The following is a 16692-nucleotide window of genomic DNA, read 5'->3' on the forward strand; positions in this document are numbered from 1 at the left end:
CCCGGCGCGGCACCTCGTACAACCCCACCCACCTGCACTTCCATCCCTCCCGAGAGAACCCACGCACCCCATGCCCACCCACCCGCCTGAGGTCACCAGGGGACGACGTCGCCGTTTCGGTCCACTCACCGACAGCGCACGATCACTGAGCCACGTTAGGACGAAACCCTCGCAGCCCGAGACCAGCCCTCCACCGGCCGCCACGGGCAGCGGCACCGCAACCGCGGACCGACAGCCCGGACCCGAGCCGCGCCAGGACAGGACCATCGCAGCCCGAAACCATCTCCGAGCGGCCGACGTGGGCAGCGGCACCATGACCAGTGGTGCCGGGCCGGTCGTCACCGTAAGGCGGCGGTGTCCCCCGGTACGTACAGGCGGCTGCCGGGCCGGATGAGAGAGTCGGGCAGACCGTTGAGCCGCTTGATCTCCTCTACCAGGGCGGCAGGGTCCCCGCCCTCCGCAAGAGCATCAGCGATCTTCCACAACGTGTCCCCCTGCTGCACCTCGACCCATGGCAGCCCGGCCTGACCGGCCACCACCACCCGCACCTCCGCATGACCGGCCGCCCGAGTGCCGAGCCAGAAGCCGCCCAGCGACAGCAGCGCCATCGCGACGACCACCACGATCCGCCCCCGTCGCGTCAACCGCACAGGAGCCGCCTGCCGCCGCGCCCCGGCCCTCCCCAGCCCAGGCACACCGACCCGCTCCCGCCACCCAACGCTCCCCGCCCGAACCACACTTCCCCGCCCAGCTCCGCTTCCCCACCGCCCAGTTCCGCTTCCGCGCCCGACCGCACCTCGCCGCCCGCCTGGATTCGACCGCCCCGCCAAGCGTGGCCGCCCGGGCGCGCCGTCCCGTCCGGCCATGCCCGCCCGTCCTGCGGTGATCCCGCGCCCTGGCGCCTTCTTACGCTTGGCCGCCTTCTCCCGCCCGCTTCCCTTCTCCCGCCCGCTTCCCTTCTCCCGCCCGCTTCCCTTCTCCCGCCCGCTTCCTGTCTCCCGGCCGGCGGTCTTCTTTCGCCCGGTGGTATTTTCCCCGGTAGCCGTGCGCTCCCCTCGCCGTGCGGGACCTCCGGTCCGGCCCTGCGAGAACGCGCCGCCGCGTTCCGGGGCGATCCCCACAGGACGTCGCCCGGCTCCGGCGCTCCCGCCCGGCGCGGGCGCATTCGCCTCGCCCCGTATCAGCGTCAACGGGCCTCGGCTGAGCACGCCAGCGTCGCCGGCGTCGGCCTGCCTCCTGCTCAGTGCCGCGCCGGCGCCCGGTGCCATGTCGGCGCCCGGAGCCGTGCCCTTGCCCAGCGACGCGCCCCCGCGCCAGACTCCGTCCCTCCCCGGCGCCCCTTCATCGCCCGGCGCGGCACCGTCCGGCGTCGCGCCCGTGCCCGACGCCACACCTGCGCGCGACGCCATGCCCTGGCCGCCCGGTGCCGGGCCAGGGTCCGTCGGCCCGGTGGCGGCTGTGTTCCCGAGGGTGTCTGCGCCGGGTGGGTTGGCGGGGCGTGGAGGTGGGACGAGGTGCAAATGGGGTCTTCCGCCGTGGCGGGCGCGGGGCCCCAACCTCTTGCCGGAATTCATGCGAACGCCACCCCCCGCCCGCGTATTGTCTCCCCGTCGATCGTTACTCCGCGTGGCTTCGGCGATCAAGGTGAGCCGGTTGACGTCTTCGCTGGTCGTGTCCGTGTTTGTGGGCGTTCGCATGGATGACCTCCTGCCGCGCGGCCTGAGGAAAAGGCCAAATAAGATCAGCAAATCGAACACGGTGTCGATCGAACTCCCGTACGATGTTGTACACCACACTGGCGACAATTTCGAGGAAGACTCGAACAATTGTTTGAAGATGATCTTCAACAGCGATACGGTCGCTGTGTGCGACATCGGGACCACAGACCGGGAGGTCCGCCGGTGAGGCGGGCCGCCAGGCGAGGAGGAAGAGCATGACCGAGCGGGACGACGCGAACGGGGTCAGCGACCTCGCGGTGCGCCGACGAGACTCCCTGGGCCTGACGCCCAGGCAGCGCAAGATCCTCGAAGTGATCCGCGACTCGGTGCAGCAGCGCGGATATCCGCCCTCCATGCGTGAGATCGGCGAGGCGGTGCAGCTGACCAGCACGTCCAGCGTGTCCCACCAGCTCACCGCCCTGCAGCGGAAGGGCTACCTGCGGCGTGACCCGCATCGGCCGCGCGCGCTCGAGGTGCGCCTGCCGGGCGAGCCGGTGCTGTGGGTCGACCCCGACGCCGGCGCCGAGGAGCCCACGGTCAACCGGCCGACGGCCGCCTACGTCCCGCTCGTGGGCCGCATCGCCGCCGGTGGCCCGATCCTCGCCGAGGAGAGCGTGGAAGACGTCTTCGCGCTGCCGAAGCAGCTCGTCGGTGAGGGCACGCTGTTCCTCCTGCAGGTCACCGGTGACTCGATGATCGAGGCCGCGATCGCCGACGGCGACTGGGTGGTCGTACGCCAGCAGCCCGTCGCCGAGAGCGGTGACATCGTGGCGGCGATGATCGACGGCGAGGCCACGGTCAAGACCTTCAAGCGCAAGGACGGCCACGTCTGGCTCGTCCCGCACAACCCCAACTACGAGCCTATCCCCGGCGATGAGGCCAGTGTGCTGGGCAAGGTCGTCGCGGTCCTGCGCCGCCTCTGACCCCTGATCTTCCTCCGACTCCTCGCGGGGTGGCGCTCGGGCACACGTCCGAGCGCCATGCGGGGCGCACGACGCGCGCGTCCCGTCCGTCCCTGGTCCCGCGGGTTGATGTGCTCTCTAGGTTCCTGAATGTCTTGGTGAGGGTGGCAGGGCCGGCGGCTCCTGGCGGCTCTCGGTGTCGCTCACGATGCGTGCTGTGGCGACGCCGGCCCCTGCCCCGGCCAGCGGCCCCCTGATCACTCCAGGATGAAGCTGGCGCTGTCGCGGAACGCGGTCGTTCCGTCGTCCCGCTCCACCCACACCGTTCCCGCGCGGTGCCGCAGGTAGTAGCCGGGGAAGTTGATCGACTCGAAGGACACGGTGCCGCTGCCGGCGAGGCCGGTGCGCCGGGTGAAGGAGGCGTCGGCGTCGAAGAGGGCCGAGCCGTCCCGCTGGTGGACCCATCCCTCATGGTTGCGGTGGCGCAGGTAATAGCCGGGGAAGTTGGCTGATTCCAGGGAGACGGTGCCGGCGCCGGACAGCCCGGTCACGAGCCTGAACTGGGAGTCGGCCAGCGGGGTGACGTTGCTCTCCAGGCGGGCGCGGAAGTCCCAGTGCCGCACGGCCGAGCCGGCCACGTCGTACGACATGAGCCGCACCGGCGTGACCCCGTCGGCCACCGGGATGCCGAAGTCGGGGGTGCCGTCGGTGCGCCAATACACCTTCTGTACGCGAGTCCGCCGATTGGGGTCGTTCAGCGGGTCGCCGGAGATGTCCCGGTAGTTGCGATCGTGGTAGACGATGAGGTCGCTCTGCCCGTCCTCGGAGACCGTGAACGAGTTGTGCCCGGGGCCGTACTGACTGGTGGCGGCGTTGCTCGCGAAGACGGGGTTCGGGCTCTTGGTCCACGAGGCGGCCTGCAGCGGGTCGGCGGAGGCCGAGGCGGTGAGCAGGCCGACGCAATAGTTGGCGTCGGTGGCACTGGCCGAATACGTCAGGAAGAGCCGCCCGTTACGCTGCAGCACGGCGGGCCCCTCGGCCACCTTGTAGCCGCGCGTCTCCCACGTCAGCGTGGGCACGGTCAGCCGGGTGACGGTCCCGGTGATCGTCCAGGGGTTGGCGCCCATCCGCGCGATGTAAAGGTTGGAGTTGGTCGCGATGCCGGGCTCCTGCTGCGCCCAGAGGAGATAGCGCACGCCGCCCGCGACGAACGTGGTGGCGTCGAGCGAGAAGGTGTCCCAGGGCGTGGTGATGCGGCCGCGCTCGGTCCAGGTGCCGGTCAGCGGGTTGGCGGCGGCGTTCTCCAGGACGTACATGCGGATGCGCCACACGTCGTCGGCCCGGCCGGCGGCGAAGTAGACATACCACTTGCCGTTGATGAAGTGGATCTCGGGGGCCCAGATGTGGGCGCCCATCTCGCCGCTGGTGTGCCGGCGCCAGATGACGGTCTCGGGGGCGCTGGCGAGGCCCTGGATGGTGGTGGCGCGGCGCAGCACGATGCGGTCGTACTCGGGGACGGTGGCGGTGAAGTAGTAGTAGCCGTCGGTGTGCCGGAAGACGTGCGGGTCGGCACGGCGGGCGGCGATCGGGTTGGTGTACTGCACGGCCGGAGAGGCGTGGGCGGCGCCCGGTGGAAGGATCACGAGCAGCATTGTGGCCATGAGGACGAAGGCCACAGTCCGGCGGAGGGCGATCATGAACGTCCTTTCCGGAGGGGAGCCAGTGTTAGCGCTAACATCACGCCACCCGGCTCCGCGCCGACGGGATCGCATTCGTACCCCGGACCGGCCGCCCAGTCAATCCCCCCGCGCCTGATACAGCCGATGCCCGGCCACGATCACGTGACCGGCGAACTCCAGGACGTCCCTCCGCCGCTCGAACGGCGAGCCGTAGAGCGAGCGGCGAGGCGTGCCGAAGTGATCGCCGAAGCACGACACCAGCCCGGCGAAGGACGGCTGCGCGGAGTCGTCCTGGCGCAGGCGCAGGGCCTCGTTCACCACCCGGTGCCAGCGCTCGGGGAACGTCTCCAGCGCGTGCAGCGCGGCGTCCGTCTTGGACGCGATCTCGCCGGTGGCCAGCGTGTAGTGGAGCCGGGAGACCCCGGTGACCACCCACACCGTGCCGTACGCGCCGAGCGAGGTCACGCCCCACGGGGACAGAAGGCGGGAGGCGCGGTGGACCAGCCGGCGCCAGTAACGGTCGAGGTTGCCGTCGGTCCACGTGGCCAGCGTGGCGGGATCGTTCCAGATCTTCAGCTCTTCCGGCTTCGGTCCCCGGCAGGTCAGGCCGTGGCGGGCGAGGGTGTGCCAGGTGACGGGGTTCGGCTCGCCGCGCCGGTTGAGCCTGGCGCCCTGCGCCTGGGGGCGCTCGCCCAGCTCGGCGGGGTCGTGGCCGAGGTCGTCCCAGGTGAGGTAGATGCCTTCGAAGGGGTGGGCGCCGAGCCTGGTGTGGATGCGTTCGAGCACGCCGGGCGCCGGCGGCCCGGTGGTGACGGCCACGAAGTCGATGTCGCTGGTGTCGGGCCGGTAGTCGCCGAGCGCCGCCGAGCCCTCGAGGTAGAGCCCCTCCACCAGCCCTGGGGCCTCCGCGTCCGCCACGGAGAGGTACGTCTCGACGATCGCGTCGATCTTCGGGTGGGGCGTCATGGCCGCCCAGCCTGCCATAACCCGCGCCACCGCCTCATCACATTCAGAAATCCTAGAATGGCCACGTGGAGGACGCATATCCCCCAATAGACCTTAAATCAGCACACGATGGGCTTAAGTGGGCGTCCGCGCGGCCTTAGAGGCACAACCCCCTTCGTGTACGGCTCCCCCAGCGTCTTCGGCGCCGAGGCCACGGTCGCGGCCTGGCGGCACGGGGACGCCTGGCCGGCCGAGACCCTGGCCCTGCTCGACCGCAACCGCCGCACGATCGCCGCCCGGCTGCCGGAGACGTCCGGCCACCGGCTGCCGGAGGCGACGTGCCTGGCCTGGCTGGAGGCGGGGCGGCCGGGCATGGTGGAGGTGATCGAGCACGAGGCCAGGATCAGGCTGAACGACGGCGCCGGCTTCGGCCCCGGCGGCGAGCACCACGTACGGCTCACCTTCGCCACCACCGGGCCATCCTGGCCGAGATCCTCACCCGGCTGACCGTCCTCTGAGAACGGCCGGGCCGCCGCGAGCGGCCCGGCCGATCAGCAGGGCCCACCATCAGGCGGGCAGCGGCGGCAACTCGGGCGGCGTCGCCGGCGGGTGCTCGTCGAGCGCGGCGAGCGCCAGTTCGATCGCCTTGTCGAGCTGCGGATCCCGCCCGGCGACCCGGTCCTGCGGCGTGATCACGACCTCGACGTCGGGGTCGACGCCGTAGTTCTCGACGCCCCAGCCGGGCCCCTCCAGCCAGAACGAGTACCGCGGCTGGGTCACCACGGTGCCGTCCACGAGCGAGTACCGCTGGTCGATGCCGATGACGCCGCCCCAGGTCCGCACGCCGACGAGCGGCCCGATGCCGCGGTTCTTGATGCCCTGGCTGACGATGTCGCCATCGGACCCGGCGAACTCGTCGGCGACGGCCACGACCGGCCCGCGCGGCGAGTCGTCGGGGTAGCGCATCGGCCGGTAGCCGCGGGAGACCGACCATCCGGTGACCCTGCGCGACAGCTTCTCCAGGACCAGCTCCGACAGGTGTCCGCCGCCGTTCTCCCGCACGTCCACGATGAGCCCGTCGCAGGCGATCTCGGTGCGCAGGTCGCGGTGGAACTGAGCCCACCCCGGCGCTCCCATGTCGGGCACGTGCAGGTAGCCGAGCCGGCCACCGGACGCCTCCTTGACGTGGGCGCGCCGGTCGGCGACCCAGTCGTGGTAGCGCAGCGCGGTCTCGTCGGCGATCGGGCTGACCACGACCCGGCGGACGTCGCCGCCCGACGCGGGCCGCACGGTCAGCTCGACGGGCTGGTTCGCGGTGCCGGCCAGCAGCGCGAGCGGGCCGCGTACCGGATCGACGGGACGGCCGCCGACGGCGAGGATCGCGTCGCCCGGACGGACCGCGACGCCGGGGGCGAGCAGCGGCGAGCGGGCGGCGTGGTCGGACGACTCGCCCGGCAGGATGCGGGTGACGCGCCACACGCCGTCGTCGTCCCTGGCCAGGTCGGCGCCGAGCAGGCCCTGGCGGCGGCGCGGGTCGGCGCCGCCGCCGTTGCCGATGGCGTAGGCGTGAGAGGTGCCCAGCTCGCCCTGCGTCTCCCAGAGCAGGTCGATCAGCTCGGAGTGGCAGCCGATGCGCTCGACGAGCGGCTCGTAGCGGTCGAGCACGCCCTGCCAGTCCACGCCGTTCATGTCGGCGCGCCAGAAGTGGTCGCGCATGAGCCGGCCGGCCTCGCGGAAGCTCTGCCGCCACTCGGCGACCGGGTCGATCCGCACGCTGATCCGGTCGAGGTCGATGGCGACGGGGTCGTCACCCTCGGTCGCGGCACGGGTCTGCAGGCCGTTCTTGCCGTGGGTGACGAGCCGGGAGCCGTCGCCGCTGACCTCGAACGAGCGCACCTCCCTGGTCAGCTCAGCCTTGGCGCGCTTCTTGAGGTCGTAGCGTTCGAGCACGACCTCGTGGTTCTGCTCGGAGCCGTCGCCGAGCCGGCCGGTGACCGGGTGGCGCAGCCAGAGCAGCGCGTCCTTGGCGGCGCGCAGGTTGCCGTAACGGGCGGCCGGCACGGGCACGGGCACCGCGCGGTCGAAGAGGCCGTCGGTGTCCACCTCCGTACGCGGCGGCTCGTCGTCCTTCTTGTCGCCCTTGGCGGGCTTGTCGTCCTCGCCGTTGAAGCCGCGGCCCTGCAGGGAGGGGTCGAACGGCGATGGCGTGGTGGCCTGGAGGGGCACGATGTACGGCTTGCACCCGTACGGGAAGGACAGGTCGAAGACGTGCGTGTCGTAGACGGGGTCGAAGGTACGCACGGACAGGAACGCCAGGTGCTTGCCGTCCTTGGTGAAGACGGGGTCGTAGTCGGCGAACCTGGCAGGGGTGACCTCGATGACCGCGCTGCCGTCCACGCGGCCCATCTTGATCTGCGTCAGCCGCTCGTCGTGCGGGAACTCCCAGGCCAGCCAGCCGGAGTCGGGCGAGAACGTGAGCCCGGAGACGTCGCCCTGGTCGGTGCGGTCCAGCTCCCTGACGTTCCCGCTCTCCACGTCCACGACGAGCAGCCGCCCGTCGTGGCAGGCGACGGCCACGTGCTTGCCGTCGGGGGCGGCGGCCAGCTCCAGCACGCGCCCGAGCTGCCCGGCCGCCAGCGTGCTGATCTCACCGCCGGGCGTGCCGATCTCCAGGGCGTCCTCGCCGGTGGCGTCGGAGACCCACACGGCTCTGCCGTCGGCGTCGAGCACGCGCGGCAGCCGGACGCGGACGCCGGGCTCGGCGCGCAGCACGCCCGCGGGGCCGTCGCGGTGGGTCACCCAGTGGGCGGTGCCGCGGATCTCGACGGTGCTCGCCCGTCCGGTGGCGTCCGGCGCGTACGAGCCCACCCGCAGCGGCGCCGGCCGCCTGGCCCGCCCTGGGCGTGGCCCGCCGAGGCGCACGTCCAGCCGGCGCGGCTCGGCGTCCAGGCTCTCCAGCAGCCACAGGTCACCGGCGTGGGAGTAGATCACCCGGCGGCCGTCACTGGTGGCGTGGCGGGCGTAGAACTCCTCGTGGGAGGTGTGCTTGCGCAGGTCGGACCCGTCGGGCAGGGCGGAGTAGACGTTGCCGGTGCCGTCGGCGTCGGACAGGAACACCAGGCGGTCCCCCACCCAGCTCACCGACCAGTACTGCGCCGTGCTGTCGGCGAACAGCCGGACGAACTCCCCGGTCCCCTCGGCGTCCACCCAGATCTTGCCGGCGGTGCCGCCCCGGTAGCGCTTCCACTGCGACGGCTCACGCCAGATCGACGACACGGTGGCGACCCGCGGCCCGTTGACGGCCACCTCGCTGATCCACCCGTACGGCAACCGCGTGGCCTGCCCGCCGTCGAGCGGCACCGCGTACGCCCAGCGCCGTACGCGCGAGCTCTGCCCGGCCTCGCTGACCGCCAGCACGTCACCGTCGGCCGTCCAGCCGCGCACGGTGGTGCCGTTACCGCCCCAGTGGGTCAGCCGCTCGCCCTCCGCCCCGTCGAGCTCGGCGGCGAACACCTCGGCGGCGCCCTCCTTGGTGCTGGTCCACGCGATGCGGCCGCCGTCGGGGGAGAAACGCGGATTGCTCACCGGGACGCGGTCGGCGGTGAAGCGCCAGGCCCGCCCTCCCTCCAGCGGCGCGAGCCAGACGTCGTCGTCGGCGACGAAGGTGACCAGGTCACCGTGTAGGTGCGGGTATCTCAGGTATGCGCCATTTGTCACCCCTGCACACTAATCGGCGACGTCAAGCCAAGCCCAAGAATTCTTCCACCGGCGGACGCGACCGGCCATGGAAAACCCCAAGTCCGGGATGCCGCGGGCCCGCACGGGCAGAGGGATGGCCGCTGTCCCGACGTCTGTGAGGCACCGATGAGGATCTTCGCCCGCGCCCACCACCTCCCCACCCGCCTGGCCGCCGCGGCCGTCATCCTGAACTCCGGCGTCGAGAAGGCCGGCGCCGACGAGCAGACCGCGGCCGGCCTGCACGGCATGGCGTCGGGGACCTACCCGTTCCTGGCGGGCATGGAGCCGAAGGCGTTCGTCCGGCTGCTGTCCCGCTCGGAGATGGCGCTCGGCGCGGCGCTGCTCGCGCCGTTCGTGCCGTCGCTGCTGGCCGGGGCGGCGCTCACCGGCTTCGCGGCGGGCCTGCTCGGCCTCTATCTGCGGACGCCGGGGATGCGCAAGGAGGGCAGCCTGCGCCCGACCCAGAACGGCATCGCCGTCGCCAAGGACCTCTGGCTGCTGGGCATCGGGTTGAGCCTGGTGATCGAGGAGCTGGGCGACCGCGACCATCATTGATCTCCGTACTGCGGCCACTAAGGTGCACAAAGCGGGGTAGCCGGGACGCATGGTACAGATCGGCTACACCTTGATGTCCGAGCAGACCCCGGCCCGCGAGCTCGTCGACTACGCCGCCGCGGCCGAACGGACCGGCTTCGACTACGCCGTCATCTCCGACCACTATTTCCCATGGCTTGAGGAGATGGGGCACTCGCCCTACTGCTGGTCGGTGCTCGGCGCCGCCGCCCAGGTGACCGAGCGGCTGCCGCTCATGACGTACGTCACCTGCCCCATCATGCGCTATCACCCGGCCGTCGTCGCGCAGAAGGCGGCCACGATGGGCGTGCTGAGCAAGGGCCGCTTCACCCTCGGCCTGGGCGCCGGCGAGAACCTCAACGAGCACGTCATCGGCGAGGGCTGGCCGCCCGTGGACACCCGGCACCGCATGTTCGCCGAGGCCGTGCAGATCATCAGGAAGCTGTTCAGCGGCGAGTACATCACCCACCAGGGCGAGTTCTACGACGTGGACTCGGCCAAGCTGTACGACCTGCCGGAGCGGCCCGTCCCCATCGGCATCGCCGCGTCCGGCGGCCAGTCGGCCGAGCTCGCCGCCGAGTACGGCGACGTGCTGGTCATCAACGAGCCGATGCCCGAGGTCGTGCAGCAGTTCAACGCGGCGGGCGGGCAGGGCAAGCCGGTCTACGGCCAGCTCGCCATCTCCTACGACACCGACCGCGAGGCCGCGCTGCAGCGGGCCCACGAGCTGTGGCGCTGGAGTGTCAGCGGCTGGAAGGTGATGGCCGAGCTGCCAGGGCCGGTGAACTTCGCCGCCGCCGCCGGCACCGTACGCCCCGAGGACGTGGCGAAGAGCGTGCCCTGCGGCGACGACGTGGACGCCGTGGTGGAGAGCGTCAGGAAGTTCGCCGACGCGGGGTTCACCCACGTGGCGCTCGTGCAGATCGGGCACGACCGGCAGCAGCAGTTCTTCGACTGGGCCGAGAAGGAACTGCTGCCGGCCCTGCGCGAGGTGTGAACCCCTAGGGGACGATGTTGACCAGCTTGGGCGCCCGGACGATCACCTTGCGCGGCGCCCCCTGCAGGTAGGGGATGATCTTGCCGGAGGCCAGGGCCAGCTCGCGCAGCTCGGCCTCGGTGATGTCGGGCGAGACCTCCAGCCGGTCGCGCACCTTGCCCGCCACCTGCACGACGCACGTGACCGACTCCTGCACCAGCAGCGCGGGGTCGGCCACCGGCCACCCGGCGAACGCCACCGACCCGGTGCGGCCCAGCCGCTCCCAGCCCTCTTCCGCGGTGTAGGGGGCGACCAGCGACAGCATGACCGCCAGCGCCTCGGCCGCCTCGCGCACCGCCGGGTCGGCGGCGCCGGGGCCGGAGTCGATGGCCTTGCGGGCCGCCGAGGTCAGCTCCATCATGCGCGCCACCGCGACGTTGAAGCGCTGGCCCTCGACGAGCTTGGTGACCTCGTCGATCGTGTGGTGGGTGACCTTGCGCAGCTCGGCGTCACCGCCGTCGAACGCGACGCCGGGCTCGCTGGTGACCTCGGACATCACGCGCAGCGCGCGGGCCAGGAACTTCTGGGAGGCCGCCGGGGAGACGTCGGCCCAGTCGATGTCGTCCTCCGGCGGACCGGCGAAGATCATCGTCAGGCGTACGGCGTCGACGCCGAACTCGTCGATCTGCTGGCCCAGGTCGACGCCGTTGCCCAGCGACTTCGACATGGCCTTGCCGCCGTTGATCACCTGGCCCTGGTTGAGCATGCGCAGGAACGGCTCGGTGAAGTCGACCATGCCCATGTCGTGCAGGACCTTGGTGAAGAAGCGGGAGTACAGCAGGTGCAGCACCGCGTGCTCGATGCCGCCGACGTACTGGTCGATCGGCCCCCACTTGCGCACCTGCTCGGGGTCGAACGGGCCCTCGGTGTAGCCGGGCGAGCAGTAACGCAGGAAGTACCACGACGAGTCGACGAACGTGTCCATCGTGTCGGTGTCGCGCTTGGCCGGGCCCGAGCACTTGGGGCACTCGACGTTGACCCACTCGGTGGCGCTGGCCAGCGGGGAGACGCCCTTGGGCGCCAGCGCCTCGCCGCGCATGTCGGGCAGCGTGACCGGCAGCTGCTCGTCGGGGACGGGCACCTCGCCGCAGTCGGGGCAGTGGATGATCGGGATCGGCGTGCCCCAGAAGCGCTGGCGCGACAGCAGCCAGTCGCGCAGCCGGTAGTTGACCGCGCCGGTGCCCCTGCCCTCGGACTCCAGGACCTCGATGATCTTCCTGATGCCCTCGGCCTTGGTCAGGCCGTCGAGCGGGCCGGAGTTGACCAGCGTGCCCTCGCCCGGCGTGGCCTCGCCGGTCTCGCCGGGGTCGGCCAGGCCGGTGTGCACGACGACCTTGACCGGCAGGTCGAACTTGCGGGCGAAGTCGAGGTCGCGCTGGTCGTGGGCGGGCACCGCCATGATGGCGCCGTGGCCGTAGTCGGACAGCACGTAGTCGGCCGCCCAGATCGGGATGCGCTCGCCGTTGACCGGGTTGATCGCGTGGCGGCCCAGGAAGACGCCGGTCTTCTCCTTGTCGGTGGCCAGGCGCTCGATGTCGCTCAGCCGGGCGACCTCGGCGCGGTAGGCCTCGAACGCCGGACGCTGCTCGTCGGTGACGATCTCGTCGGCCAGCGCGGCGTCGGCGGCGACCACGAAGAACGTGGCGCCGAACAGGGTGTCGGGGCGCGTGGTGTAGACCTGGACCGGCTCGTCGCGGCCCTCGATCTCGAACAGGACGTCGGCGCCCTCGGAGCGGCCGATCCAGTTGCGTTGCATGGTCAGCAGCCGCTCGGGCCAGCCGGTCAGCTGCTCCATGTCGTCCAGCAGGCGCTGGGCGTAGTCAGTGATCTTGAAGTACCACTGCGTCAGCTCGCGCCTGATGACGTCGGCGCCGCAGCGCTCGCACCTGCCGGCCACGACCTGCTCGTTGGCCAGCACGGTCTGGTCGTTGGGGCACCAGTTGACCAGGCCGCCCTTGCGGTAGGCCAGGCCGCGCTCGAAGAAGCGGATGAACAGCCACTGGTTCCAGCGGTAGTAGTCGGGGTCGCTCGTGTGCAGGCGGCGCGACCAGTCGAAGGAGATGCCGTAGCGGCGGAACGAGTTGGCCTGCGTCTCGATGTTGGCGTAGGTCCACTCCGCCGGGTGGGCGTTGCGCTTGATCGCGGCGTTCTCGGCGGGCAGCCCGAAGGAGTCCCAGCCGATGGGATGCAGGACGTTGTAGCCCTTCTGCATCCAGTAGCGGGCGACGACGTCGCCGATGGCGAACACCTCACCGTGGCCCATGTGGAGGTCGCCCGACGGGTAGGGGAACATGTCGAGCATGTAGCGGCGCTCGCGGGTGTCCGCGGGGTCCTCGCTCGCCCGATAGGTGTCCTGCTCCTCCCATCGCTGCTGCCACTTGGCCTGCAGCGCCTGCGGGTCATACTCACTCACGGCTACTGTCCTTCTGGCTTGATTCGGACCCATAAGAAAACCCCCCGTGCACACAACGAGGGGTGGAGCCGCGACGGCGAGATCTTCAGGGCCGTCGCGGCCCGCTAAGAAGCAGGGTCGCGGAACGCATGTGTCAAGCCTAGCGCACCTCTTCGGCTGAATGCAGGCACTCGGAGGGGGTCCGCGGGCACAATGGATCCTTCAGGTCCGGTGAGACCTGATGGTGATGTATCCGTTGTGACCTCATTCGTCCCAGAAGAATAGCCTTGACGCCGTGGTGTACCCAGCTGAGCCAGATCGACCGGAGGACGACCTGCCGCTGCAGGATCCGCCGACCGATCCACATGGCTTCGCGCGTTTCGCTGCGGAACCACCTGGGTCTCCTGGAAAATCCCATGAGATCATGCGTGGAACGTCAAATCCGGATATAACGGGACATCCGGACACAACCTCGGGAGGACCGGCGGCAATGGCAACGGAGAACTCCGGACCTCATATGCCCTCGTCCTGGCCCGAACCGCCACGACGCGAGACGCCGCCCGCGCCCCACTCCTGGCCCGAGGCGCCCGCCGCCGACGCTCCCACGTCCTGGCCCGAGCCGCCACGCCAGGCGCCCGAGCCGTCCTGGCCCGAGCCGCCGCGCAAGGACCCCTCGTGGCCCGAGCCGCCCGGCGCCGCCCGCCAGACCCCCGCCCGCCCCGACGCCCCCGCCTACAACAGCGGCCCGCGCGACGCGGGCTCCTACAACAGCGACCCCGGCCCGTACAACAGCGACCCGGGCGCCTACAACAGTGGCCCGCACAACAGTGGCGCTTATAACGGCGGCCCGCACGACGCCGGCCGGCACGGCGCCGAGCCGTCGCGGCCGGATCAGTCCCGGCCGGAGCAGCCGCGGCCCGGGCAGCCGCGCGGCGCCGGATGGCCGGAGTCGTCCCCGCAGAACGGGCCCATCTCCTCCTGGCCCGAGTCGAACTCGCAGGACGTGCCGATGTCGTGGCCCGACGCGACGCCGCCCCCGCAGAGCGCCGCGGGCCCCGGCGCCTGGCCCGAGGTCTCCTCGAAGGGTGCCCCGCCCCCTGACCAAGCGCCCAACCAAGCGCCCAACCAAGCGCCCAACCAAGCGTACGGCCGGCAGCCCGGCCGGCAGCCCGGCCAGCCCGCCGACCCCGTGCCCGCGTGGGCGCTGCCGCCCACCCCGACGCCCGGCGCCTGGTCCAACCTGTCCAACCCCGCCCCGTGGCCCCCCGCCGACCCGCAGGCGAGCACGCCGCCGGCGGAACGCACGGTCATGTACGACAACCAGAGCACCCCGCGACAGGACATGCCGCCACCTCCGCAGCAGCAAAGTCCCCCTCACGACCAGCCCCCGATTCAGCCACAGAGCCAGAATCACCCGGCCGACGAGCGTACGGTCACCTACGCCCAGCACACCGAGAACCTCCTCAACGAACGCGCGGTCCCCTCCACCTCCATGGATTCCACACATACCGGCACACCCCCCGCCGAAGACCAGTCCAACCGCCCCGGTTCCCAGCTGAGCCGCGACCCGTCCGACCCGGAGCACCGGTTCGTCACCGCGGGCCAGATCAGCGGCTCGCGCACGCCCCCGCCCGAGCGCCAGCAGGAGCTCTGGAACACCGTCTTCGGCGACAACTACCAGGCCATGGGCGAGCAGGACGACCTCGACGAGGGCTCCGGCAAGCCGGTCTGGGTCTACGCGCTCGGCGGCTCCGTCGCGGTGGCGCTGGTCGCGGCGCTGCTGTGGGCGTTCCTGTGGGGCCCGCTCGCCCCCGACGACGCGGCGAGCACCGGTGAGGCGGCGGCGACGGCCGGCGAGCCGAAGGAGCCGCCGCCCACCAAGACCGCCACCTCGATCGGCCCGCTGCCGCGCTACCCGGGCAAGGCCTCCCCCGTCACCGGCCGGCTGCCGGTCGCCAACGCCGGCATCTCCGTGCCGCGCCTGGGCGGCGAGTGGCAACTCGACCAGCGCCCGGCCGTCACCATCAAGGGCACGTACAACTTCATGCACCGCCAGTACGTGCAGGTCGCGCCCGAGCGGTACGCCGTGCTCATGGCGGGCCCGCTGCAGGAGAAGATGGCGTCCTACTACGAGCAGGACAACCTGGAGCCGGTGATCAAGCAGGTCGTGCTGGACGCGCGCAAGCGTTTCTTCCCCACCGGCAACAAGGTCCGCAAGGTCGCCCAGCAGGCCATCAAGGTGGGCGACCAGACCGGGCGGCTGATCGCGTACTCGCTGACCTCCGACACGGAGAAGGCGACGATCGTGACGATGGCCGTGAACACCGGCGCCGACGTGCCGGCCATCGTCTTCATGTCGATCCCGGCGGACAAGAAGCAGCTGCTGCCGGACGTGCGTACGGTGATGAACCAGATCAGGCTCACCAACGCCGGCTAGCACCGTCCGTCAGAACCGGCACTCCATGTGCTTGATGCCGTTGATGAAGCTGGAGTGCAGGCGGTCGGGCTCGCCGCCCTCGATGCCGGGCACCCGGCGCAGCAGCTCGCGGAACATCACCGTGATCTCGCGCCGGGCCAGGTGCGCCCCCAGGCAGAAGTGCGGGCCAGGGCCGCCGAAGCCGACGTGCGGGTTGGGCTGGCGGGTGATGTCGAAGCGCAGCGGGTTGTCGAAGACGGACGCGTCGCGGTTGGCCGACCAGTAGAACAGCACGACCTTGCGGCCCTTCTCGTAGAGATGGCCGTTCATCTCGAAGTCCCTGGTGAGCTTGCGGCGCATGAAGTTCACCGGGGAGGCGAGCCGGACGATCTCCTCGACCGCGCCGGGCGCGCGGCCGTCGACGTCCTCCAGCCACAGGGCGCGCTGGCCGGGATTGGTGGTGAGCAGGTGCAGGCCGTGGGAGATGGCGTTGCGGGTGGTCTCGTTGCCCGCGACGACCAGCAGGATGAAGAACGAGCCCAGCTCCTGCATGGTGAGCCGCTCGCCGTCGATGTTGGCGTTCACCAGTGACGAGGTGAGGTCGCCCGTCGGGTGCTCGGCGCGGTGGGCGGCGAGGTCCTGGACGAGCTGCTGCAGCTCCATGCCGGCGGTGAGCAGCCGCTCGGCGATCTGGGTGAGGTCGCCGCCGGTGTACTCGGGGTCGAAGCCGCCGAGGATGACGTTGGAGCGGTCGAAGACGTACTGGTAGTCGCGCTCGGGGATGCCCATCATGTCGCAGATGATCTTGAGTGGCAGGCGGGCGGCCACCTCGGTGACGAAGTCGCAGCCGGGGCCCTTGGCCAGCAGGTCGTCCACGATGCCCGTGGCGGCGGCCTCCACGTCGGCCTCGAACTGCTTGATCATCTTGGGGGTGAAGGCGCGCGAGACGATCCGGCGCAGGCGGGCGTGACGGGGGTCGTCCATGTTGATCATCGAGCCGAAGTACTCGGCGAACTCCGCCGGCATGTCGGGGATGTTCGTCGCGCCTCCGTCGCCCGAGCAGAACACCTCGGGGTTGCGGCTGGCCTCCAGGATGTCGGCATGCTTGACCAGGGCGTAGTACCCGGGGCCCTTGGGGGCGTAGGAGATCTCCATCTCCTCGAAGAAGGCGGGGCCCTCCATGCGGCGCAGCCGCTCGAACGCCTCCTCACGCTCGCTCATGGGCCGGGCCCAGAAGTCACGGTCCGACAGGTCGAAGTCCAGGACGCTCATGTGGCAATCATGGGAAAAGCG

The 16692-nt window shown here is 71.1% G+C and carries 12 protein-coding genes; 6 read left to right on the top strand and 6 right to left on the bottom strand.

All coding sequences use genetic code 11. From position 1 onward, the window contains the following. Positions 1–338: 338 nt before the first annotated feature. The gene (locus tag AB0K12_RS09525; protein WP_364557402.1) at positions 339–644 is read right to left on the bottom strand and encodes a LysM peptidoglycan-binding domain-containing protein; all 306 of its coding nucleotides are present in this window, start codon (positions 642–644) and stop codon (positions 339–341) included. 982 nt (positions 645–1626) lie between these two features. Between AB0K12_RS09525 and AB0K12_RS09530 the strand changes: the two genes are divergently transcribed. Together AB0K12_RS09530 and lexA are read left to right on the top strand one after the other, a co-directional pair. Beyond that, complete coding sequence (locus tag AB0K12_RS09530) at positions 1627–1905, top strand: hypothetical protein (RefSeq protein WP_364557405.1); 279 nt, start codon at positions 1627–1629, stop codon at positions 1903–1905. Positions 1906–1933: 28 nt separating this feature from the next. Then, positions 1934–2641 (top strand): transcriptional repressor LexA, encoded by a 708-nt coding sequence (lexA, locus tag AB0K12_RS09535; protein ID WP_345387768.1) that lies wholly within the window; start codon positions 1934–1936, stop codon positions 2639–2641. Positions 2642–2877: 236 nt separating this feature from the next. Here the strand turns inward: lexA and AB0K12_RS09540 are convergent, their stop codons facing one another. Continuing rightward, entirely contained in the window at positions 2878–4263 is a 1386-nt protein-coding gene (locus AB0K12_RS09540) for a family 43 glycosylhydrolase (RefSeq protein ID WP_364557409.1), read from the bottom strand. 153 nt (positions 4264–4416) lie between these two features. Further along, the gene (locus AB0K12_RS09545) at positions 4417–5265 is read right to left on the bottom strand and encodes an aminoglycoside adenylyltransferase domain-containing protein (RefSeq protein WP_364557412.1); all 849 of its coding nucleotides are present in this window, start codon (positions 5263–5265) and stop codon (positions 4417–4419) included. Positions 5266–5421: 156 nt separating this feature from the next. Between AB0K12_RS09545 and AB0K12_RS09550 the strand changes: the two genes are divergently transcribed. Further along, positions 5422–5751 carry a hypothetical protein gene (locus tag AB0K12_RS09550; protein ID WP_364557415.1) on the top strand — a complete coding sequence of 110 codons (330 nt, stop codon included), beginning with the start codon at positions 5422–5424 and terminating at the stop codon, positions 5749–5751. Between the two features lie 60 nt (positions 5752–5811). Here AB0K12_RS09550 and AB0K12_RS09555 read toward each other — a convergent pair whose 3' ends face one another. Continuing rightward, positions 5812–8961: a PDZ domain-containing protein gene (locus AB0K12_RS09555; RefSeq protein ID WP_364557418.1), complete on the bottom strand. Its 3150-nt coding sequence runs from the start codon at positions 8959–8961 to the stop codon at positions 5812–5814. Between the two features lie 147 nt (positions 8962–9108). Between AB0K12_RS09555 and AB0K12_RS09560 the strand changes: the two genes are divergently transcribed. Next, positions 9109–9537, top strand: a complete 429-nt coding sequence (locus AB0K12_RS09560) for a hypothetical protein (protein ID WP_364557421.1) — start codon at positions 9109–9111, stop codon at positions 9535–9537. Between the two features lie 49 nt (positions 9538–9586). Beyond that, positions 9587–10552 (top strand): LLM class F420-dependent oxidoreductase, encoded by a 966-nt coding sequence (locus tag AB0K12_RS09565; RefSeq protein WP_364557424.1) that lies wholly within the window; start codon positions 9587–9589, stop codon positions 10550–10552. Between the two features lie 4 nt (positions 10553–10556). On the opposite strand, the gene leuS is transcribed toward AB0K12_RS09565, so the two are convergent. After that, positions 10557–13037, bottom strand: coding sequence for a leucine--tRNA ligase (gene leuS / locus AB0K12_RS09570; protein ID WP_364557427.1), 2481 nt, complete (start codon positions 13035–13037; stop codon positions 10557–10559). A gap of 463 nt (positions 13038–13500) precedes the next feature. Between leuS and AB0K12_RS09575 the strand changes: the two genes are divergently transcribed. Further along, complete coding sequence (locus AB0K12_RS09575) at positions 13501–15420, top strand: hypothetical protein (protein ID WP_364557430.1); 1920 nt, start codon at positions 13501–13503, stop codon at positions 15418–15420. A gap of 9 nt (positions 15421–15429) precedes the next feature. On the opposite strand, the gene AB0K12_RS09580 is transcribed toward AB0K12_RS09575, so the two are convergent. Next, positions 15430–16671: a cytochrome P450 gene (locus AB0K12_RS09580; RefSeq protein ID WP_364557433.1), complete on the bottom strand. Its 1242-nt coding sequence runs from the start codon at positions 16669–16671 to the stop codon at positions 15430–15432. Positions 16672–16692 lie beyond the last annotated feature (21 nt).

The sequence above is a fragment of the Nonomuraea sp. NPDC049419 genome, assembly GCF_040676995.1.
GTDB lineage: Bacteria > Actinomycetota > Actinomycetes > Streptosporangiales > Streptosporangiaceae > Nonomuraea > Nonomuraea salmonea.